The organism is Streptomyces amakusaensis (assembly GCF_039532665.1).
Taxonomy (GTDB): Bacteria; Actinomycetota; Actinomycetes; order Streptomycetales; family Streptomycetaceae; genus Streptomyces; species Streptomyces amakusaensis.
On record NZ_BAAASB010000008.1, the window covers coordinates 315,843 to 334,206 of the forward strand.

Sequence of the window (18,364 nt, forward strand, 5' to 3'; positions counted from 1 at the left end):
GTCGGGTACATCCGATTCAGCGATTCACCGATTCGCTCGGCTGCCGTCCGACTACCGCTTGACCTTGCGGTTTGCCCGCAGCCACTCCTTGTTCATGGCCGTGATCGACGGCAGCGGAATGCCCTTCGGGCAGGCGGTGGCGCACTCCCCGGTCAGTGTGCAGCCGCCGAAACCCTCCTCGTCCATGGTCGCGACCATGTCGAGCACCCGGGTCTCGCGCTCGGGCGCGCCCTGTGGCAGCACATTGAGGTGATTGATCTTCGCCGAGGTGAAGAGCATCGCCGAGCCGTTGGGGCAGGCGGCCACACAGGCCCCGCAGCCGATGCACTCGGCGTGCTCGAAGGCGAAGTCGGCGTCCGGCTTGGGCACCGGGGTGGCGTGGGCCTCGGGGGCCGCGCCGGTCGGGACGCTGACATAGCCGCCGGCCTGGATGATCCGGTCGAACGAGGAGCGGTCCACCACCAGATCCTTGACCACCGGGAAGGCGGCGGCCCGCCAGGGCTCGACGTCGATGGTGTCGCCGTCCGCGAAGGACCGCATGTGGAGCTGGCAGGTGGTGGTGCGCTCGGGGCCGTGCGCGTCGCCGTTGATGACCAGGCTGCACGCTCCGCAGATGCCCTCGCGGCAGTCGTGGTCGAAGGCGACGGGATCCTCGCCGCGCAGGATGAGGTCCTCGTTGAGGGTGTCGAGCATCTCCAGGAACGACATGTCCGGGGAGATGCCGTCCACCTCGTAGGTGGCCATCGTGCCGGACGCGCCGGCGTCGCGCTGACGCCAGACACGCAGTTTGAGCTTCATGCGTAGCTCCGCTGAGTGGGGTGGACGTACTCGAAGACGAGGTCTTCCTTGTGCAGGACGGGCGCGGCGCCGGTCTCGGTGAACTCCCAGGCCGCGGCGTAGCCGAACTCCTCGTCCCGGCGGGCCGCCTCGCCGTCCGGGGTCTGGGACTCCGTGCGGAAGTGGCCTCCGCAGGACTCGGCGCGGTGGAGGGCGTCCAGGCACATCAGCTCGGCGAGTTCCAGATAGTCGACGATGCGGTTGGCCTTCTCCAGGGACTGGTTGAACTCCTCGCCGGTGCCCGGGACCTTGATCCGCCGCCAGAACTCCTCGCGGATCTGCGGGATGCGGTCGAGTGCCTTGCGCAGCCCCTCCTCGGTGCGGGCCATTCCGCAGAACTCCCACATCAGCTCGCCGAGTTCGCGGTGGAAGGAGTCGGGGGTGCGGTCGCCGTCGACGGCGAGGAGCAGCCGGATCCGGTCCTCGGTCTCCGCGAGCACCTCGGCGACGGCGGGGTGCGAGGCGTCGGGCCGGTCGCCGAGCGGGGCCCGGGCCAGATAGTCGTTGATGGTGGAGGGGAGGACGAAGTAGCCGTCGCCGAGCCCCTGCATCAGCGCCGACGCGCCGAGCCGGTTGGCCCCGTGGTCGGAGAAGTTGGCCTCGCCGATGGCGAAGAGACCGGGGACGGTGGTCTGGAGGTCGTAGTCGACCCAGAGTCCGCCCATGGTGTAGTGGACGGCGGGGTAGATCCGCATGGGGACCTCGTACGGGTTCTCCGCCGTGATCCGCGCGTACATGTCGAAGAGGTTGCCGTACTTCTCCTCGACCTTGGCCCGGCCCATCCGCGCGATGGCGTCGGCGAAGTCGAGATAGACGCCCTGCCCGCCGGGGCCCACGCCCCGGCCCTCGTCGCAGACGTTCTTCGCCGCGCGGGAGGCGATGTCGCGGGGGACGAGGTTGCCGAAGGAGGGGTAGATCCGCTCCAGGTAGTAGTCGCGCTCGTCCTCGGGGATCTCGTGGGCGGGCCGTTGGTCGCCCGGGGCCTTGGGGACCCAGATCCGGCCGTCGTTGCGGAGCGACTCGCTCATCAGCGTCAGCTTGGACTGGTGGTCGCCGGTGCGCGGGATGCAGGTGGGGTGGATCTGGGTGAAGCAGGGGTTGGCGAGGTAAGCGCCGCGCCGGTGGGCGCGCCAGATCGCGGTGGCGTTGGAGTTCATGGCGTTGGTCGACAGATAGAAGACATTGCCGTAGCCCCCGGTCGCCAGCACCACCGCGTCGGCGAAGTGGCTGGAGATCTCGCCGGTGACCAGGTCGCGGGCGACGATGCCGCGGGCCCGTCCGTCGATGACGATCAGATCGAGCATCTCGGTGCGGGCGTGCAGGGTGACCGTGCCCGCCGCGATCTGCCGGGAGAGCGCCTGGTACGCGCCGAGGAGCAGCTGCTGTCCGGTCTGTCCCCGGGCGTAGAAGGTACGGGAGACCTGGACGCCGCCGAAGGAGCGGGTGTCGAGGAGTCCGCCGTACTCCCGGGCGAAGGGGACGCCCTGGGCCACGCACTGGTCGATGATCTCCACGGAGACCTGGGCGAGGCGGTGGACATTGGACTCGCGGGCGCGGAAGTCGCCGCCCTTGACCGTGTCGTAGAAGAGACGGTGAATGGAGTCGCCGTCGTTGCGGTAGTTCTTGGCGGCGTTGATGCCGCCCTGGGCGGCGATGGAGTGGGCGCGGCGCGGGGAGTCCTGGTAGCAGAACTGCTCGACGTGGTACCCCTGCTCGCCGAGGGTGGCTCCGGCCGCGCCGCCCGCGAGACCGGTGCCGACGACGATGACGGTGTGCTTGCGGCGGTTGGCCGGGTTGACCAGCTTGGCCTCGAAGCGGCGGCGGTCCCAGCGCTCGGCTATCGGCCCCTCGGGGGCCTTGGTGTCGGCGACCGGCGCGCCGGTCGTGTACTGCGTGAAGTCCATGCTCAGCTCACCACTCCGGTCATGACGGCGACGGGTACGGCGACGAAGCCCGCGGTCAGCACCAGGGCGAGACCGTTGGCGGCCGCCTTGAGCGCGCGGTCCCGGGTGGCGCTGCCGGCTCCGAGCGTCTGGGCGGCGCTCCAGAAGCCGTGGCGGATGTGCAGGCCCAGGGCGAGCATCGCCGTGAGGTAGATGACGTTGCCGTACCAGGTGGAGAAGGTCGCGACGACGTTCTCGTACGGGCGTCCCGGCTGGGCGTTCTCGTTGACGGTGAGGGTCGTCAGATCGAGGATGTGCCAGACGATGAAGAGCGCGAGGATGATGCCGCCCCAGCGCATGGTGCGGGTGGCGTAACTCGCCCGCTTGCGCTTGTGCGCGTAGGAGACGGGCCGGGCCCGGATGTCGCGCCTGCTCAGCTGGTACGCGGCGACGCCGTGCGCCACCACCGCCGCGAGCAGGCCGATCCTGACGATCCACAGGGCCCACTCCTGGTGGAGCACGGGTGCGCCCATGGTGCGCAGCCAGTGACCGTACTCGTTGAACTCCTGCGGGCCGAAGAAGACCTTGAGGTTGCCCAGCACATGCGCGGCGAGGTAGCCGAGCATCATCAGGCCGCTCACCGCCATGACGGTCTTCTTGCCGAGCGTCGATCCCCAGAAGGTGCGTCTGGGTGGCGTCTTCCGGTCCGCCGGTCCCTTTTCGGTACGCGTTGCCACAGCCATGGGGGGAACGGTATGGCCGGAAGTCTTCAGAGGTCCAAGACATGATTCGGCTGATATCCATAGCCAAAGCCTATGGTGCGCTACCGTGAAGTATGCAATTTCAGCAGCTTCTGTACTTTGTGGCGGTCGCCGAGACCCGGCATTTCACCCATGCCGCCGAGCGGGTCCATGTCTCCCAGCCCTCGCTGTCGCAGCAGATCAGGGCGCTGGAGACGGAGCTGGGGGCGGAGCTGTTCAGCCGGGCGCGGGGCAATATCGGGCTGACCGAGGCGGGTGAGGCGCTGCTGCCGCTGGCGCGCCGGATCCTGGCGGACGCGGACACCGCCCGGCAGGAGGTGCAGGAGCTGGCGCAGCTGCGGCGGGGGCGGGTGCGGCTGGGGGCGACGCCGAGTCTCTGCACCGGTCTGCTGCCGGAGGTGCTGCGGGTCTTCCACGACCGCCATCCGGGGATCCGGCTGCTGATCGAGGAGGGCGGGTCGCACGATCTCGTGCGCCAGCTGGCGCGGGGGGCGCTGGATCTCGCGCTGATCGTGCTGCCGCTGCCGCCCGGGTCGCCGGCGCTGACGACGGTGGAGCTGCTCCAGGAGGATCTGGTGGTGGTCTCGGCCGCGTCGGGGAAGCCGCCCCGGCGGCCGGCGCGGATCTCCGATCTGCGGGATCAGCCGCTGGTGATGTTCCGGCACGGGTACGACCTGCGGGAGCTGACGGTGGCGGCGTGCCGGGCGGCGGGCTTCGAGCCGGGGTTCACGGTGGAGGGCGGCGAGATGGACGCGGTGCTGGGGTTCGTACGGGCGGGGCTGGGGGTCGCGGTGGTGCCGAGCATGGTGGCGGGGCGGGCCGGGCCCGGGTTCCGGGTGACCCCGCTCGCGGATCCGGGGCTGCGACGGACGATCGCGCTCGCCCATCGCAGCGATGTGGCTCCGCCGAGGGCGGCGAGGGAGTTGCAGCGGGTGCTGCTGGACTCCCGGGAGTGAGACGGCGGCCCTCCGGGGGGGGGACCGACCGGCGGCGGGGGACGCCGCCCCTGGTGGGGCAGGGGCGGGCGGTGCGTACGTACGGGCCGACGGGCCGGGCCCGCGGGTCAGACGGCGTCGGCGAGCGAGAGCGCGTGGAGCCGGTCCGGCGGTCCGGGGCGGGCGTAGTACCAGCCCTGGGCCGTGTCGCAGCCCAGCTCCCTCAGCCGCGCCGCCTGTGCTCCCGTCTCCACTCCTTCCACCGTCACGGCCAGCTCCAGGCTGTGCGCCAGCGAGACGATCCCCTCCACGATCTTGACGTCGACCGGGTCCACCGGCAGCTGCTGCATGCCCTGGGTGAAGGAGCGGTCCAGCTTCAGGACGCTGACCGGCAGCCGGCGCAGATTCGCCAGATTGGAGTACCCGGTGCCGAAGTCGTCCAGGGCGATGTCGACGCCCATGTCGGCGAGCTGCCGCAGCGGCTTCAGCAGCTGCTCGTCCGCGCCGATCAGCGCGGACTCGGTGACCTCCAGGCAGAGCGCGCCCGGCGCGAGGCCGGAGCCCTCCAGGACGGCGACCGTGTCGGTGACCAGACCGGGGTGGTGCAGCTGGGTGGGCGAGAGGTTCACATTGATCCGCAGCGGGCCGCCGTCGGCGTGGTTCTCCTGCCAGTACATCGCCTGGCGTACCGCCTCCTGGAGCACCCAGCGCCCCAGCGGCACGATCAGACCGGTGTGCTCGGCCAGCGGAATGAACTGGTCCGGCCCCAGCACCCCGTGCTGGGGGTGGTGCCAGCGCACCAGCGCCTCCGCGCCGTGCACGCTGCCGTCGTCCATGTGCACCAGCGGCTGGTACTCGATGAAGAACTCGCCGCGCTCCAGCGCGGCGGGGAGCGCGGTGGTCAGTCCGTGCCGGGTGATGGCGCGGGCGTCCAGCTCGGGATCGGCGATCTCGTAGCGGTTGCCGCCGGCGGACTTCGCGCGGTACATGGTGATGTCGGCGCTGCGCAGCACCTCGGCCGTGGTGCGCTCCCCCGCCGGGCCCTCGACGATGCCGATGGAGCCCCGGACGGAGAGTTCCCGCCCGTCCACCCGGATGGGCGCGGCGAGCACGCCGAGGATCCTGGAGGCCAGCTCGCGCACCTCGTGCTGGGTGTCGGGGCCGGTGGTCAGCGCGACGAACTCGTCGCCGCCGAGCCTCGCGACCATCTCGCCCGGCGCGGTGGCGCAGCTCTGGAGCCGGTCGGCGACCTCCACCAGCAGCCGGTCGCCGGTGGCATGGCCGAGGCTGTCGTTGATGACCTTGAAACCGTCGAGGTCGAGATAGCAGAGGCCGAAACGGCGGTCCTCGCCGCCGGAGATCGCCTTCTCCAGCCGCTCGGAGAAGAGCGTCCGGTTGGGCAGTCCCGTCAGCGCGTCATGGGTGGCCTCGTACCGCAGCCGCAGAGTGAGCAGCCGGCGCTCGGTGGTGTCCTCCAGCAGCACCAGCTGGTACTGCGGCCGGCCCTCGGTGTCGCGCAGCAGAGAGACCGTCAGATTGGTCCACAGCACGGTGCCGTCGTTGCGGAAGAACGGTTTCTCCACCCGGAAGTGCTCGCGTTCGCCCCGGATCAGCTCGCGGTGCAGCTGCCAGACGTGCGGCCGGTCCTCGGGGTGGGCCCAGTCCGTGACCTTCTTGCCGCGGACATGGTGTTCGAGGCCGCCGAACATCCGGGTCAGGGTCTCGTTGAGCTCCAGCACATTGCCGTCGAGATCGGCGATGCCGATGCCGATCGCCGCGCCCTCGAACACGGCGCGCAGCCGGGTCTCGGTGGCGTGCAGCGCGCTCACGGCGTCCGAGCGGGCCTGGAGCGCGGAGCGGGCGATGGCCTCCTGCTCGCCGAGGGTGCGGGTGCGCAGCGCGCCGGCGAAGCCGGCGGCGACCGCGTGCTGGAGCCGGGCGCAGCGGGCGCGGCCGTCCTCGGCCGCCGGGTCGTTGCCCTGCGCGGATCCGATGCCGCAGTAGAGCACCAGATAGGCGTCGACGACTCCGAGCGTACGGCTGAGCGCCTCGGGGTCGGTGCAGTGGGCCTCGACGAGCGCCGCGCCGATCCGCTGGGCCGCCCTCGGGTCGAAGACCCGGGCGTGCAGCGACTCGCTCAGCATCCGTGCCAGCGGCAGCAGATGCTCCTCGACCTCGGCCCGGGTGAGCGAGGTCGCCGTCACGGGGAAGACGGCACGGCTCCAGATGGTGGCGAACCGGCGGAGTCTGTCCTCAAGTCCGTCCGGGTCCGCCGCGGGGTGCACGATCTGCGAGGGCGTCATCACGCCTTGCGCCCCACCCCGGCGAAGCCTGTGAAGGCATATGGGTCCTCCTGCTCGGCTGGGGCGTCCGGCCGCCAGTCGGGCGGCGACACCAGTCCGGGCTCGACCATCTCGTACCCCTCGAAGAACCTAGCTATGTGATCTTGTGAACGCATGATCAGCGGATTGCGGATCTCACGGTAGACGTCGACCGCGCGGGCCGCCTGTTCCTCCGGCACCGGGACTCCGTCGTACGCGGCGTGGTTGATGACGATCAGGCTTCCGGGCGCGAGGGCGTCCCGCAGTTCGGCCACCGCGCCGTACGGGTCGTCCGCGTCCTCGACGAAGTGGAGCACGGAGAGCAGCAGAAGCGCCACCGGCCGGTCGCGATCGAACAGTCCGGCGAATTCCGGGCTGTCGAGGATCTGCCCGGGTCTGCGCAGATCGGCGGCGATGAAGGCGGCGGCCGGGCCTTCGCCGAGGGCGGCCCGGCCGTGTGCGACGGCGACCGGGTCACGGTCGGCGCAGAGCACCCGGGAGTCGGGGTCGGCCTTCAGCGCGACCTCGTGGACGCCTCCGAAGGCGGGGATCCCGGAGCCGATGTCGAGAAACTGGGTGACGCCCCGGGATGCCGCGTAGCGCACCGCGCGGCGCATGAACGCGCGGTTGGCCTGCATGACCTTCGGCAGGCCGGGCAGGAGCGCGAGGACCCTGCGGGCGGCCTCCCGGTCGACCTCGAAATTATGTGAACCGCCCAGGTAGAAGTCGTGCATTCTGGACACGCTCGGCATCGATATGTCGATGCCGGGCGCGGCCCAGACGGGACGCTCCATCGATGTCTCCAACCAGGTCGCCAGGGTCGCCACGGGGGAAGTCCGGCCATGCTCATGGCCGCTGTTCGAGCCGAGGCTACTGATCGCCCGCCAATTGGGCGAGTCCAAACGGAAATTCGCGGTCCGTTCTTGGTCACACAACCCTCACGTCCGCCGGTCCGCCGGTGCCGCCGCGAGCACGGGGACGAACACCGCGGTGACCGCGAGTGAGCTGCCGCGCCGCTCGCCCGTGCCCGCTCCCGCTCTCCGTCGTCCGTCGTCCGTCCGGACGCCCGGACGCCCGGACGCCCGGTGCCGGACATTTTCGGGCGGGGCAGGGGGAGGCCGACACCTCAGGGGTGTCCTCCGCACGGCCCAAGCGGATGACCCATTCGCCCGGCAGGGATCGCGGGCCCGCGACGGCGCTCTTAGCGTTCCGGATATCGAGGGGCATTCCCTGTCTTGTGTGGAAATCGGTTCCGCGACAGCTCCTCGGGGAACCCGGAGGACTCACCATGCGCGCGATATGTGCCGCGTCCGCCGCCGTGCTGGGAGCGGCGACCCTCGCCCTGGCCGCGCCCGCCGCCACCGCGGCCGACGGAAAGGCCTCGCCCCTCTTCACCGTCAGCCCCTCGACCGTGACGCCGGGCGGTCGGGTCTTTCTCTCCGCGAGCGGGTGCGAGACCACGGCCACCGCGTCGTCCGGGGTCTTCGAAGCCGTGACCATCCAGCCCGGGACCTCGTCGGTCGTCACCGTGGCGGCCGGGGCCCGGCCCGGGACCCAGCACTCGGTCCAGTTCACCTGCGGAAGCCGGCGCGGCTCGTTCAATCTCACCATCGCGGGCGGCAGCTCGACCCCGACCGTCAGCTCCACCGTGAGCGTCGGTTCCGCCTCGACCGTCCGCGCCACGCCCGGCTCCAGCGCCCCGGCCACTCCGCAGGGCGTCAGGGGCGGGCTCGGCGGCAGCGTCGGGGAGACGGACATCTGGGACATCGTGATCGGCGCGGCGCTGGTGCTGGCCGCGTCCGGCGGGGCCGTACTCGCCGTCCGCAGACGGCCCGCGGACGACCACCGGCACTGACCGCCCTTCACCCCACCGCCGGCCTCGCCCCGGTTCCCGCCCGGGAACCGGGGCGAGGGCGGTCCTAGGCTCGTCCGCCGACCGTGCGGCGGCGGCGGGCGATGAAGAGGGTTCCGCCGACGGCGGCCGTGGTGACGAGGCCCGCGCCGACGGCCATCTCGGCCGAGGTGGGGCCCATCGAGCCGCCGAGGCCGCCATGGGTGCCGCGGCCGGAGAGCACGGTGAACCGCGCGGTCTCCACCTGCGAGTTGCTCTGGCAGCGGACCGCGAGATGGTAGCGGCCGGGTGAGGCGTGGTCGTGGATCCGCGCGCCGACGCTGAGGGAGTTCCCCCGGTTGTCCCGGCCGTCGCCCCGGTCCTCGCCCCGCGCGTCGCCGCCCCGCGCGTCGCCCCGGTTCTCACCCCGGTTGTCGGTGCGGTTGTCGCCGCCCCGGTTCTCGCCGCCCCGGTCGTCCTCGCGGTTCTCCCTGCCCTCGCCCCGGTCTTCGCCCCGGTCGTCCCCCCGGCCGCCCTCGCGGTTCTCCCCCCGGTGCAGGCTGATGCGCGGGAAGGCGTTGGACGTGATGGTGCCCCCGCGTCCGCAGCCGCGCACGGTGATCGTCAGAGTGGCGCCCTGATGGACGGCGTGCGGACTGACGGAGACATGAAGCGATTCATGTTCCTGGCTGTCGCCGCCCGCGGCGGCCACCGGGGCGGACAGCCCTACGGCAGCGCACGCGGCGGCGGCCACTGCGAGAGCGCGTGAAGCACGCATCGTGAACCTCCAGAGGAAGACGCACCGAAGCGGCGCTCCGGGGATTCGACGAGTACGCCTTCCATGACGAACCCTCACCGGACCCGACATTCCCCGCATTTCGGCGCTGGTCCACCCCAGTGAGACGACACACCGGCGACACGCCGACGCGATCTGACGGAGGCGCAGGTCATGGACCTTTCCGGGATTCCGTCCGGCCGGTGCCACGGATGGACCACCCCGAGTGGCCGACGCCACCCGTTCGCCCTTCCCTTCTCGCCGCTCCCCCGCCGCTCGCCTAGCGTGCCCCTGGACGCCAGAGAAATAGGACAAAAGGAGAATCATGGGCGAGGGGTACCCCGGCTCGAAGTCACGCGGACGCTCGCCCTGGGGGGTGCTGGCCCTGGTGATGCTGACCGGGATCGCGCTGATGAAGGACGGCGTCGATGTCTCGCTCGGCCCTCCGCAGCCCGCCGCCGCGGCCTCCCTCGGCCGTACGGCGGGGGAGACCTTCGCCCCGCTGGTCCCCCCGAAGTCCATGGACTTCGCCCCCGCCGAGCGGATCCGTGTCCCCGCCCTCTCGATCGACGCTCCGATCATGGACGTCGGTCTGGACGCCGACGGCTGGATCGAGGCCCCGCCGGCGAAGGATCCCAATATCGCGGGCTGGTACCAGAACGGCATCTCCCCCGGCCAGCGCGGCACCTCGGTCGTCGTGGGCCATGTCGACAACCGCTCGGGGCCCGCCGTGTTCTACGGTCTCGGCTCCGTCCGCAGGGGCGACCGGATCGAGGTCCCCCGGTTCGACGGCTCGGAGGCCGTCTTCGAGGTGTACGGGGTGGAGGTGTTCGCCAAGAACGACTTCCCCGCCGCCCAGGTCTACGGGGACACCGGTCACGCCGAACTCCGGGTGATCACCTGCGGCGGCGGCTACTCGAAGGCGGACGGCTACGAGGCGAACGTCGTCGTCTTCGCCCGGCTGGTCAAGGCCGGCTGACGGGCCCTCCCCCGGCCCGGGTCCGGGCCGCCTGCTCCCTCGTCGGCGCGGGGGCCTGAGTACGCGTACTCATGTCCCCGGGCCTTCCGTCGGCACAGACTGTGGGCTCACCGCGGACCGTCGAAGGAGTGAGCGTTGAGGCGCGCCGAACAGGCTGGGCAGCAGAGGGACGAACGCACGGCGGCACCGGACGGGGGAACCGCCCGGCGGGCGGTGCTCGGTCTCGGCGCGGGAGCGGCGCTGGCCCTCGGCGCGGGGTCGCCGGCTTCCGCGACACCGGCCGGCCGCGAACCCGGACCCGGGCCCGGTGCGAACCGCGAGGTCCGGCGGCGGCTGCGGGAGCTGGAGCGGACGCACGGCGGACGGCTCGGCGTCTTCGCCCGGAACACGGTCACCGGACGGACCGTGCGGTACCGGGCGGACGAGACCTTCCCGATGTGCTCGGTCTTCAAGACGCTCGCCGTGGCGGCCGTGCTGCGGGACCTGAACCAGGACGGCCGGTTCCTCGGCCGTCGCGTCCGGTACACCAGGGAGTTCGTCGACACCTCGGGCGGCGGGTCGGTCACGTCGGAGGAGAAGAACATCTCGGGCGGCATGACGGTGTACGAGCTGTGCTCCGCCACCGTCAACCACAGCGACAACGCCGCCGCCAATCTGCTCCTGCGAGAGCTGGGCGGCCCCGGCGCGATCACCGCCTTCTGCCGCTCGATCGACGACCCGGTCACCCGCCTCGACCGCTGGGAGCCCGAGCTGAACTCGGCCGAGCCGGGCCGTACGACCGACACCACCAGCCCGTACGCCATCGCCCGGAGCTACGAACGGCTCGTCGTCGGCGACGCGCTCACCGGCGCCGCCCGGAGCCTGCTCACCGGCTGGCTCCTCACCAACACCACCGGCGGCAAGCGCCTCAGGGCCGGCGTCCCCGCCGACTGGGCCCTCGGCGACAAGACCGGATCCGGGAGTTACGGCGTCGCCAACGACGTGGGCGTCGCCTGGACCCCGGACGGCGTCCCGGTGGTCCTCGCGGTCCTCACCGCCAAGGACTCCCCCGACGCCCCCTGGGACAACACCCTGGTAGAGAGCGCAGCGAGACTCCTCGCCACCGCGCTGACCGGCGACTGAGCACCGGCAGGACCACCGGCCCGCGCGGGCGGTTCAGCGGCGCGGCACGGTGATCCGGTAGCCGTCCTCCAGGAGTTCGGGGAGATAGTTGCGGATCGCGGCGACGCTCTGGGAGCGGTCGCCGCCCGCGTCGTGGGAGAGCACCACCACTCCGGGGGCCGCGCCGTCCAGCACGCGGCTGACGATGGTGCCGGTGCCGGGTTCGGTCCAGTCGAGGGTGTCGAGGGTCCAGGCGAGCGGCTCCATGCCCAGTTCGGCCCCGATCTCGAAGGAGTGCCGGTTCCATGCCCCGAAGGGGGCGCGGTACCAGAGCGGGGGGAGCCCGGACACCTCCTCGATCACCTCGCTGGTACGGCCCAGCTCGGCGCGGATGCCGGACGGGGCGAGGCCGGGGATCAGCGGATGGGACCAGGAGTGGTTGCCGATCACATGGCCGTCGTCGGCGATCTCGCGCACCAGGTCGCGGTGGACGGTGGCCATCTCGCCGCAGAGGAAGAACATGGCGCGGACGTCGTACCGGCGGAGTGTGCGGAGGATGGCGGGGGTGTAGCGGGGATCGGGCCCGTCGTCGAAGGTCAGGACCATGGTGCGGCCGGTGGACTCGGGCAGTCGGTGGAAGGGGCGGCGGCGCACCGGGGGGAGGGCCCTGCGCCCCCCCGGCAGCTGGGCGGTCATGGGCTCCAGCCGGTAGGCGGAGGCCCGTACGGCCTGTCCGGCGGCCATCGGGGGCCCGGCGGCCCCGGCCGCTCCCCCGGCGGCGGCTCCGGGGCGGGTGGCCGCCCCGGGGGTGAGCCCTTCGGGGAGCAGCAGGCCCGCCGTGGCGGCTGCGCCGAGGAACGCGGTGAAGCGGAGCACCGATCGGCGGTCCGGCGGTCTCTGATCCTTCGTCATGCCCAACAGCTCGCACGGTGTCCGCGCCAGAATGATGATCAACACGCGCCGGTGGACGAAAGCACCCGATGGGAGCAGTCGTGCGAAGGGCCCACTGCTGTGCGGCGGACCGGGCGGGGTGAGGCGGGCAGGGGTGAGGCGGGCGGACGGTCAGCGGGTCGCCATGGTGAGCCCGTCGGCGGCCGCGCCCCTGCCGAGGACGGCGGCGGCGATGGAGTCCTGGGTCTCCCGGTAGTCGTCCCGCTCCCCCTCGCGCTCCAGCGCGTCCGGCAGATTGACCAGCCGTCCGGTGCCGGTGTCGAACCACTGGGGGATGAACTCGGCCTTCCGGACCGTCCAGCGCCCGCCGGGCCGGGCGGGCGGCGCGAAGGTGAAGCGGCCGATGGAGCCCTGGTTGCCACGCGCGTCGTAGCCGCCCGTGTAGTCGAACATCGGCCCGGCGACCTGGTCGCCCATGCCGTAGATCACCCAGGTGCCGTTCACCTTCTCGTAGGCCTGCGGGACGTGTGCGTGTGTGCCGATGATCAGGTCGATGTCGGGGCGGCCCGCCGTCGTGGCGGCGGTGAGCGAGCGGGCCAGGGACAGCTGCCGCTCGTCGGGGTCGGTCTGCCACTCGGTGCCCCAGTGGAGGCTGGTGACGACCACGTCCGCCCCGGCCCGCCGGGCGGCCCGGGCGTCCGCGAGGATCTTCTCCTCGTCGAGCGGGCTGACCGCCCAGGGGCGGCCCTCGGGCAGCGGGTAGTCGTTGGTGCCGTAGGTGTACGCGAGCTGGGCCACCTTCGCGTCGCCCGCCCTCAGCCATGCCGGGGTGTTCGCCTCGGCGGCGGTGCGGGCGGAGCCGTGGTGGGCGACGCCCGCCGCGTCCAGGGCGTCCAGGGTGCGGCGGATGCCCTCGGCGCCGTCGTCCAGGGAGTGGTTGGAGGCGGTGGAGCAGGCGTCGTAGCCGGTGGCGGCGAGGCCCGCCGCGACCTCGGGCGGGGAGGTGAAGGCGGGGTAGCCGCTGTAGTCGCCGTCCGCGCCGTAGACGGTCTCCATGTGGCAGATCGCCACGTCGGCGGCGGAGACGACCGGGCGCACCGCCGCGAGCATGGGGGCGAAGTCGTAGCCGTCGCCGCCCGCGTCCGTCCGGGCCCGGTCGATGATCGAGTCGTGCGGGAGCACGTCTCCGCTGGCGACGAGGGTGAATTCGCGCGCGGGCGCGGGTTCGGCGGTGGCGGCCGGGGAGGAGCGCCGCGCGGAGGGGTCGGTCTGCCGTCCGGGGCCCGCGCAGGCGGTGGCCGCGAGGAGGGCGGCGGCGGTGAGGGCGGCGGCGCGGGCGCGCGGTGACCGGCCTCGTCCCGGCTGCCGGATCGGCCGCCGTGCGGGCCGCAGTGCCGACTGTCGGCTCGGTTGCCGTGTCATGGGGGACTCCCAATCGCTGCAATTCACATTAAATATGACTATGTGAATGCACAGCGCGGGCGGTGCGGAGTCAAGCGTCACAGCCGCCACGGTCACTGAAACGGACCCCAGCCATCCATTTCACTGCCGCTCAGCGGCCCGTTCCCCGACCGTCCCGATCCGGCCAACCGTTCGGCGCACCACTCGCCGCTCCACCGCGACCGCTCGCCGACGGCCCGGCGAGCCCGTCTGTCCCCGAGCGCCCCGATGCGTTCGGATACGCCCCAGACCAGTGAGCCAGGTAACAGCGACTCCGCGCGAAAGGATGTTTGGCCATGGCGACCGCGACCGCGCCCGCTTCAGCGACCACAGCCGAGCGGACCACCGACGAGCAGACCATGGCGGAGGTCCAGCGCGAGCACGGCCCCGCGCTGCTCAGCTTCCTCCAGGGGCTGACCTACGGCGACCAGCAGCGCGCCGAGGATCTGCTCCAGGAGACACTCGTCCGCGCCTGGCAGCACCCCGAGGCGTTCCGCCGCCCGTACGAGTCCATGCGGCCCTGGCTCTTCACCGTCGGCCGGCGGCTGGCGATCGACGCGCGCCGCTCCCGGCTGGCCCGCCCCGTCGAGATCGGCGACGGAGCGCTGGCCGCCACCCCGGACCCCGCCGACCCCGCCGAGAAGGCCGTCGCCGCGCTCGACGTCCGCGCGGCGGTCGACTCCCTGAGCCCCGAGCACCGGGCGGTGCTGATCAGCGTCTACTTCCACGGACTGAGCGTCAGCGAGGCCGCCGAGGCGCTCGGCATACCGCCCGGCACGGTCAAGTCGCGCTCGCACTACGCCCTGCGCGCCCTCTCCCGGGGTCTGCCCGGCTACGCGCGCTCGCACCGCTCCCCCGGGCACGGACGGGCATGAGCGCGAGCGGCCCGCACCCGTCCGGCGGCTCCGTCACCGGCGTCCCGGACATCCCGCCCGTACCCCCCTCCCCCTCGGGCCACGGAAACCGTGCGGTCCCGCGCGAATCGACACGCCGAAGTTGGGTAAACACCCGCCGCGAACCATGCCAGTCGGAGGAGGCTCGTCTCTGGGCGCGAGACGACGAGGCCCGCACGAGCACGCGCACGGAAGAAGGTGGGACGGGTGCACCCCGAGGGTACGGACGGCACCGGCGGTGGCGCGCCGGCGATCCCCATGGCGTGGTTCTGCGCCGAATACGTGGCGGACGAGATGCTCCGCACCGGAGCGCTCGTGGAGGGGGGATCGCTCGAGTACCGGGCGGGCCGGGAGACGCTGGCCCTGACCATCTACCTCTGCGACACCTCCGACGAACTCGCCGGGGTCCGCGCGATGTCCAGGATCGAGGAGTGGCTGACCCTCACCTCCTACGGCCACCCCTGGTCGGACTGGGTACGGGAGCGCATGGCCGCCCGGGAGGAGTGCGAGCGGGACCTCGACGGCGGGTACGACCCCGATCTCGCGTTCGCCCGGCAGTCCTGGCGGTGGCTGCGCGCCACCGAGCTGCTCGCCACCGACCTCGGCGACGAGGAGCCCTGGCACCCGGCGGTGCCGCTCGACGCCCATGTGGACGAGTACGAGCAGATCTGGACACCGGCCTGGCAGCTGGGACTGCCGCTGAGCCATCTCGCCATCCACCTCTTCTGACGCCGGACGGCCGCCGGGACCGGCTCGCTCTTCAGTCCGCTCCGCCCGGGGCCCGGCGGCCGGGCGAGGAGTGCACCCCCGCCCGGTACTTGGGCACCCTCACCGTGACCTTCATCCCCGCCCCGACGCCCGTCTCGATCACCAGCCCGTGATCGTCCCCGTACACCTGGCGCAGCCGCTCGTCCACATTGGACAGGCCGATGCCCGGGGAACCGGTCCGCTCCCCCGCGAGAATCCGGCGGAGCACGGCCGGGTCCATGCCCACCCCGGAGTCCTCGATGGTCACCATGGCCTCCGCCCCGGCGTCCTGGGCCGCGATGGTGATGCGGCAGACGCCCGGGGAGTCCTCCAGCCCGTGTTTGACGGCGTTCTCCACGAGCGGTTGCAGACAGAGGAACGGCAGGGCCACCGGCAGCACTTCCGGAGCGATCTGGAGGGTGAGCTTCAGCCGGTCGCCGAAGCGGGCCCCGGCGAGCGCCAGATACTGCTCGATCGAGCGCAGTTCGTCGGCGAGCGTGGTGAACTCGCCGTGTCTGCGGAACGAGTAGCGGGTGAAGTCGGCGAACTCCAGCAGCAGCTCCCGCGCCCGCTCCGGGTCGGTGCGGACGAACGAGGCGATCGCGGCGAGCGAGTTGAAGATGAAGTGCGGGGAGATCTGGGCGCGCAGGGCTCTGATCTCGGCCTCGATCAGCCGGGTCCTGGAGCGGTCGAGTTCGGCCAGCTCCAGCTGTACGGAGACCCAGCGGGCCACCTCGGTGGCCGCCCTGACCAGCACCGCCGACTCCCGTGAACCATGGGCGACGAGCGCGCCGAGGACGCCCTCCTCGCCGGTCAGCGGCGCGATGACGGCCCACCGCAGCGGGCACTGCGGATCCGCGCACTCGCTCTGCACGCTCTGGCTGCGCCCGGAGTCGAGCATCTGCGCCACCCGCGCCATGACCAGCTGTTCGTGGTGGTCGCGGCCCGGTCCGTCCCAGGCGAGCACGGACTGGCGGTCGGCGAGGCACAGGGCCTCGGTGCCGAGCAGGGGGCGCAGCCGGCGGACGGCCTTGCGCGCGGTGTCCTCGGTGAGCCCGGCGCGCAGCGGGGGCGCGGCGAGGGAGGCGGTGTGCAGGGTGTGGAAGGTGGCGCGTTCGACGGGGGTGCCGAGATCGAGGTCGGGTCCGGCGGCGCGCCGCTCCAGCACTCTGCCGAGGAGGACTCCGGCGACGAGCAGGACCAGTCCGGCGGCGGTCAGCGCCGCGATCGCCGTGCCCGTCATCGCCCCGCTCCTTCTGGCCGGTGACGGCCGGTGAGATCTTCCGGGAGGTGGAGTCTGGCGAGGGTCGCCTCCACGCCGGGCGGCAGTCTGCGCGCGGTGGCCAGCGAGACGGCGATCATGGTGAGAAAGCCCAGCGGGACCGACCAGACGGCGGGCCAGGCCATCAGGGTGTGGGCCCAGCCCTCGGGGGCGATTCCGGCCCGGGTCGCCATCACGGCGGTGAGCGCGGATCCGCCGCCGACGATCAGGCCCGCCACGGCTCCCGGCGGGGTGAGCCGCCGCCACCAGATGCCGAGCACCAGCAGCGGGCAGAAGGAGGAGGCGGAGACGGCGAACGCGAGCCCGACCGCGTCGGCGACCGGCACATGGGTGGCGACGACGCTGACGGCGAGCGGCACCGCCATCGCGAGCAGGGTCGCCAGCCGGAAGTGGCGTACCCCGCGCGAGGGCAGCACGTCCTGCGAGATGACTCCGGCGACCGACATGGTCAGCCCGGAGGCGGTGGACAGGAACGCGGCGAACGCGCCGGCCGCCAGCAGCGCGCCGAGCAGTTCGCCCGCCGTCCCGCCGATGATCCGTTCAGGCAGGACCAGCACGGCGGCGTCCGCGTCCCCGGTGAGGGCCAGCTCGGGGGCGTATATCCGGCCCAGCGCGCCGTAGACCGGCGGCAGCAGATAGAAGACGCCGACCATGCCGAGGACCGCGAGGATGGTGCGCCGGGCGGCGCGGCCGTCGGGGCTGGTGTAGAAGCGGACGGCGACGTGCGGCAGTCCCATCGTGCCGAGGAAGGTCGCGAGGATCAGTCCGTAGGTGGCGTACAGGCCGTGGCCGTCCCCGGCCGACAGCGGCTGGGACCAGCTCGCCGGGTCGGTCTCCGAAGTGACACGGGCAGGCACCCGCGCGCCGGCGGGCAGGCCGAGCACGGTGCCCGCCCCGACGCGGTGGCCGCCCTCGGCGAGGGTGAGGGTGCGCCCGTGGTGCTCCTCGCCGTCGACCGAGCCGGAGACGGTGAGCGTGAGGGGGCGGTCGAGTTCGACGCGTACGGTGTCCTCGATCCGCACCTCGGTGTGCTCGCGCAGGACGGCGGGGGCGTCGAAGCGGGCGCGCGGCGCGTCGTCGCCGGTCCAGGCGGCGATCAGGAAGAGGGCGGGGACCAGGAGCGCGGTGAGCTTGAGCCAGTACTGGAACGCCTGGACGAAGGTGATGCTGCGCATGCCGCCCGCCGCGACCGCGCCGGCCACGACCAGGGCGACGATCAGGCCGCCCGCCCAGCCGGGCGCGCCGGTGAGGATCTCCAGGGTCAGTCCCGCGCCCTGGAGCTGCGGCAGCAGATACAGCCAGCCGATCCCGACGACGAAGAGACTGGCGATCCGGCGGGCGGCGGCGGATTCGAGCCGGGCCTCGGCGAAGTCGGAGAGGGTGTACGCCCCCGAGCGGCGCAGCGGGGCGGCGACCAGGACCAGCAGCACGAGATAGCCGGCGGTGTAGCCGACGGGGTACCAGAGCATGTCCGGGCCCTGGAGCAGGACCAGTCCCGCGATGCCGAGGAAGGAGGCGGCGGAGAGGTACTCGCCGCTGATGGCGGCGGCGTTGAGGCCGGGGTTGACGGTGCGGGAGGCGACGTAGAAGTCGGAGGTGGTACGGGATATTCGCAGGCCGAGCCCGCCGATGAGAAGGGTGGCGAGGACCACGGCGGCGACGGCGGTCACCGCGTACGCCTGGTTCAC

16 protein-coding genes are annotated in these 18,364 nt (G+C 72.4%); 6 read left to right on the top strand and 10 right to left on the bottom strand.

What is annotated here, in order from left to right; all coding sequences use genetic code 11:
• Positions 1–51: 51 nt before the first annotated feature.
• From ABD371_RS17050 to ABD371_RS17060, 3 genes are read right to left on the bottom strand one after another with little or no spacing between them, the layout of a single operon-like run.
• On the bottom strand, positions 52–798 hold the full coding sequence (locus ABD371_RS17050; RefSeq protein ID WP_190123970.1) for a succinate dehydrogenase/fumarate reductase iron-sulfur subunit: 747 nt from the start codon (positions 796–798) through the stop codon (positions 52–54).
• Positions 795–2,741 carry a fumarate reductase/succinate dehydrogenase flavoprotein subunit gene (locus ABD371_RS17055; protein WP_344477722.1) on the bottom strand — a complete coding sequence of 649 codons (1,947 nt, stop codon included), beginning with the start codon at positions 2,739–2,741 and terminating at the stop codon, positions 795–797. Before ABD371_RS17055 ends, ABD371_RS17050 begins: the two co-directional genes overlap by 4 nt.
• A gap of 2 nt (positions 2,742–2,743) precedes the next feature.
• Positions 2,744–3,463: a succinate dehydrogenase gene (locus ABD371_RS17060; protein WP_344477724.1), complete on the bottom strand. Its 720-nt coding sequence runs from the start codon at positions 3,461–3,463 to the stop codon at positions 2,744–2,746.
• Positions 3,464–3,555: 92 nt separating this feature from the next.
• Here ABD371_RS17060 and ABD371_RS17065 point away from each other — a divergent pair, with 92 nt between their 5' ends.
• The gene (locus ABD371_RS17065; RefSeq protein WP_344477726.1) at positions 3,556–4,437 is read left to right on the top strand and encodes a LysR family transcriptional regulator; all 882 of its coding nucleotides are present in this window, start codon (positions 3,556–3,558) and stop codon (positions 4,435–4,437) included.
• A gap of 107 nt (positions 4,438–4,544) precedes the next feature.
• Here ABD371_RS17065 and ABD371_RS17070 read toward each other — a convergent pair whose 3' ends face one another.
• Both ABD371_RS17070 and ABD371_RS17075 read right to left on the bottom strand, forming a co-directional pair.
• Positions 4,545–6,719, bottom strand: coding sequence for a putative bifunctional diguanylate cyclase/phosphodiesterase (locus ABD371_RS17070; RefSeq protein WP_344477728.1), 2,175 nt, complete (start codon positions 6,717–6,719; stop codon positions 4,545–4,547).
• Positions 6,719–7,531: an SAM-dependent methyltransferase gene (locus ABD371_RS17075; RefSeq protein WP_344477730.1), complete on the bottom strand. Its 813-nt coding sequence runs from the start codon at positions 7,529–7,531 to the stop codon at positions 6,719–6,721. Before ABD371_RS17075 ends, ABD371_RS17070 begins: the two co-directional genes overlap by 1 nt.
• A gap of 494 nt (positions 7,532–8,025) precedes the next feature.
• On the opposite strand from ABD371_RS17075, the gene ABD371_RS17080 reads away from it, so the two are divergent.
• The gene (locus ABD371_RS17080) at positions 8,026–8,592 is read left to right on the top strand and encodes a hypothetical protein (protein ID WP_344477732.1); all 567 of its coding nucleotides are present in this window, start codon (positions 8,026–8,028) and stop codon (positions 8,590–8,592) included.
• 64 nt (positions 8,593–8,656) lie between these two features.
• Here ABD371_RS17080 and ABD371_RS17085 read toward each other — a convergent pair whose 3' ends face one another.
• Positions 8,657–9,346, bottom strand: a complete 690-nt coding sequence (locus ABD371_RS17085) for a hypothetical protein (protein ID WP_344477734.1) — start codon at positions 9,344–9,346, stop codon at positions 8,657–8,659.
• A 322-nt stretch (positions 9,347–9,668) separates the two neighbouring features.
• Here ABD371_RS17085 and ABD371_RS17090 point away from each other — a divergent pair, with 322 nt between their 5' ends.
• Positions 9,669–10,322 (top strand): class F sortase, encoded by a 654-nt coding sequence (locus ABD371_RS17090; protein WP_344477736.1) that lies wholly within the window; start codon positions 9,669–9,671, stop codon positions 10,320–10,322.
• Positions 10,323–10,535: 213 nt separating this feature from the next.
• Positions 10,536–11,444 carry a class A beta-lactamase gene (gene bla, locus ABD371_RS17095; protein WP_344477847.1) on the top strand — a complete coding sequence of 303 codons (909 nt, stop codon included), beginning with the start codon at positions 10,536–10,538 and terminating at the stop codon, positions 11,442–11,444.
• A gap of 33 nt (positions 11,445–11,477) precedes the next feature.
• Here bla and ABD371_RS17100 read toward each other — a convergent pair whose 3' ends face one another.
• The gene (locus tag ABD371_RS17100; RefSeq protein WP_344477738.1) at positions 11,478–12,335 is read right to left on the bottom strand and encodes a polysaccharide deacetylase family protein; all 858 of its coding nucleotides are present in this window, start codon (positions 12,333–12,335) and stop codon (positions 11,478–11,480) included.
• A gap of 150 nt (positions 12,336–12,485) precedes the next feature.
• Positions 12,486–13,736 carry a CapA family protein gene (locus ABD371_RS17105; protein ID WP_344477740.1) on the bottom strand — a complete coding sequence of 417 codons (1,251 nt, stop codon included), beginning with the start codon at positions 13,734–13,736 and terminating at the stop codon, positions 12,486–12,488.
• A 314-nt stretch (positions 13,737–14,050) separates the two neighbouring features.
• Between ABD371_RS17105 and ABD371_RS17110 the strand changes: the two genes are divergently transcribed.
• Entirely contained in the window at positions 14,051–14,629 is a 579-nt protein-coding gene (locus ABD371_RS17110) for a sigma-70 family RNA polymerase sigma factor (protein WP_344477742.1), read from the top strand.
• Positions 14,630–14,854: 225 nt separating this feature from the next.
• Entirely contained in the window at positions 14,855–15,376 is a 522-nt protein-coding gene (locus ABD371_RS17115; protein WP_344477744.1) for a hypothetical protein, read from the top strand.
• Positions 15,377–15,407: 31 nt separating this feature from the next.
• Here the strand turns inward: ABD371_RS17115 and ABD371_RS17120 are convergent, their stop codons facing one another.
• Both ABD371_RS17120 and ABD371_RS17125 read right to left on the bottom strand, forming a co-directional pair.
• Positions 15,408–16,637, bottom strand: a complete 1,230-nt coding sequence (locus tag ABD371_RS17120; protein WP_344477746.1) for a sensor histidine kinase — start codon at positions 16,635–16,637, stop codon at positions 15,408–15,410.
• Entirely contained in the window at positions 16,634–18,364 is a 1,731-nt protein-coding gene (locus tag ABD371_RS17125) for a sodium/solute symporter (RefSeq protein WP_344477749.1), read from the bottom strand. Before ABD371_RS17125 ends, ABD371_RS17120 begins: the two co-directional genes overlap by 4 nt.

Excerpts from the sequence above, each read along its gene's own strand:
- ABD371_RS17110 (WP_344477742.1), top strand. The coding sequence starts at position 14,051 with ATGGCGACCGCGACCGCGCCCGCTTCAGCGACCACAGCCGAGCGGACC.
- ABD371_RS17050 (WP_190123970.1), bottom strand. The coding sequence starts at position 798 with ATGAAGCTCAAACTGCGTGTCTGGCGTCAGCGCGACGCCGGCGCGTCC.
- ABD371_RS17120 (WP_344477746.1), bottom strand. The coding sequence starts at position 16,637 with ATGACGGGCACGGCGATCGCGGCGCTGACCGCCGCCGGACTGGTCCTG.
- ABD371_RS17060 (WP_344477724.1), bottom strand. The coding sequence starts at position 3,463 with ATGGCTGTGGCAACGCGTACCGAAAAGGGACCGGCGGACCGGAAGACG.
- ABD371_RS17075 (WP_344477730.1), bottom strand. The coding sequence starts at position 7,531 with ATGGAGCGTCCCGTCTGGGCCGCGCCCGGCATCGACATATCGATGCCG.
- ABD371_RS17100 (WP_344477738.1), bottom strand. The coding sequence starts at position 12,335 with ATGACGAAGGATCAGAGACCGCCGGACCGCCGATCGGTGCTCCGCTTC.
- ABD371_RS17085 (WP_344477734.1), bottom strand. The coding sequence starts at position 9,346 with ATGCGTGCTTCACGCGCTCTCGCAGTGGCCGCCGCCGCGTGCGCTGCC.
- ABD371_RS17055 (WP_344477722.1), bottom strand. The coding sequence starts at position 2,741 with ATGGACTTCACGCAGTACACGACCGGCGCGCCGGTCGCCGACACCAAG.
- ABD371_RS17105 (WP_344477740.1), bottom strand. The coding sequence starts at position 13,736 with ATGACACGGCAACCGAGCCGACAGTCGGCACTGCGGCCCGCACGGCGG.
- ABD371_RS17080 (WP_344477732.1), top strand. The coding sequence starts at position 8,026 with ATGCGCGCGATATGTGCCGCGTCCGCCGCCGTGCTGGGAGCGGCGACC.
- ABD371_RS17070 (WP_344477728.1), bottom strand. The coding sequence starts at position 6,719 with ATGACGCCCTCGCAGATCGTGCACCCCGCGGCGGACCCGGACGGACTT.
- ABD371_RS17090 (WP_344477736.1), top strand. The coding sequence starts at position 9,669 with ATGGGCGAGGGGTACCCCGGCTCGAAGTCACGCGGACGCTCGCCCTGG.
- ABD371_RS17065 (WP_344477726.1), top strand. The coding sequence starts at position 3,556 with ATGCAATTTCAGCAGCTTCTGTACTTTGTGGCGGTCGCCGAGACCCGG.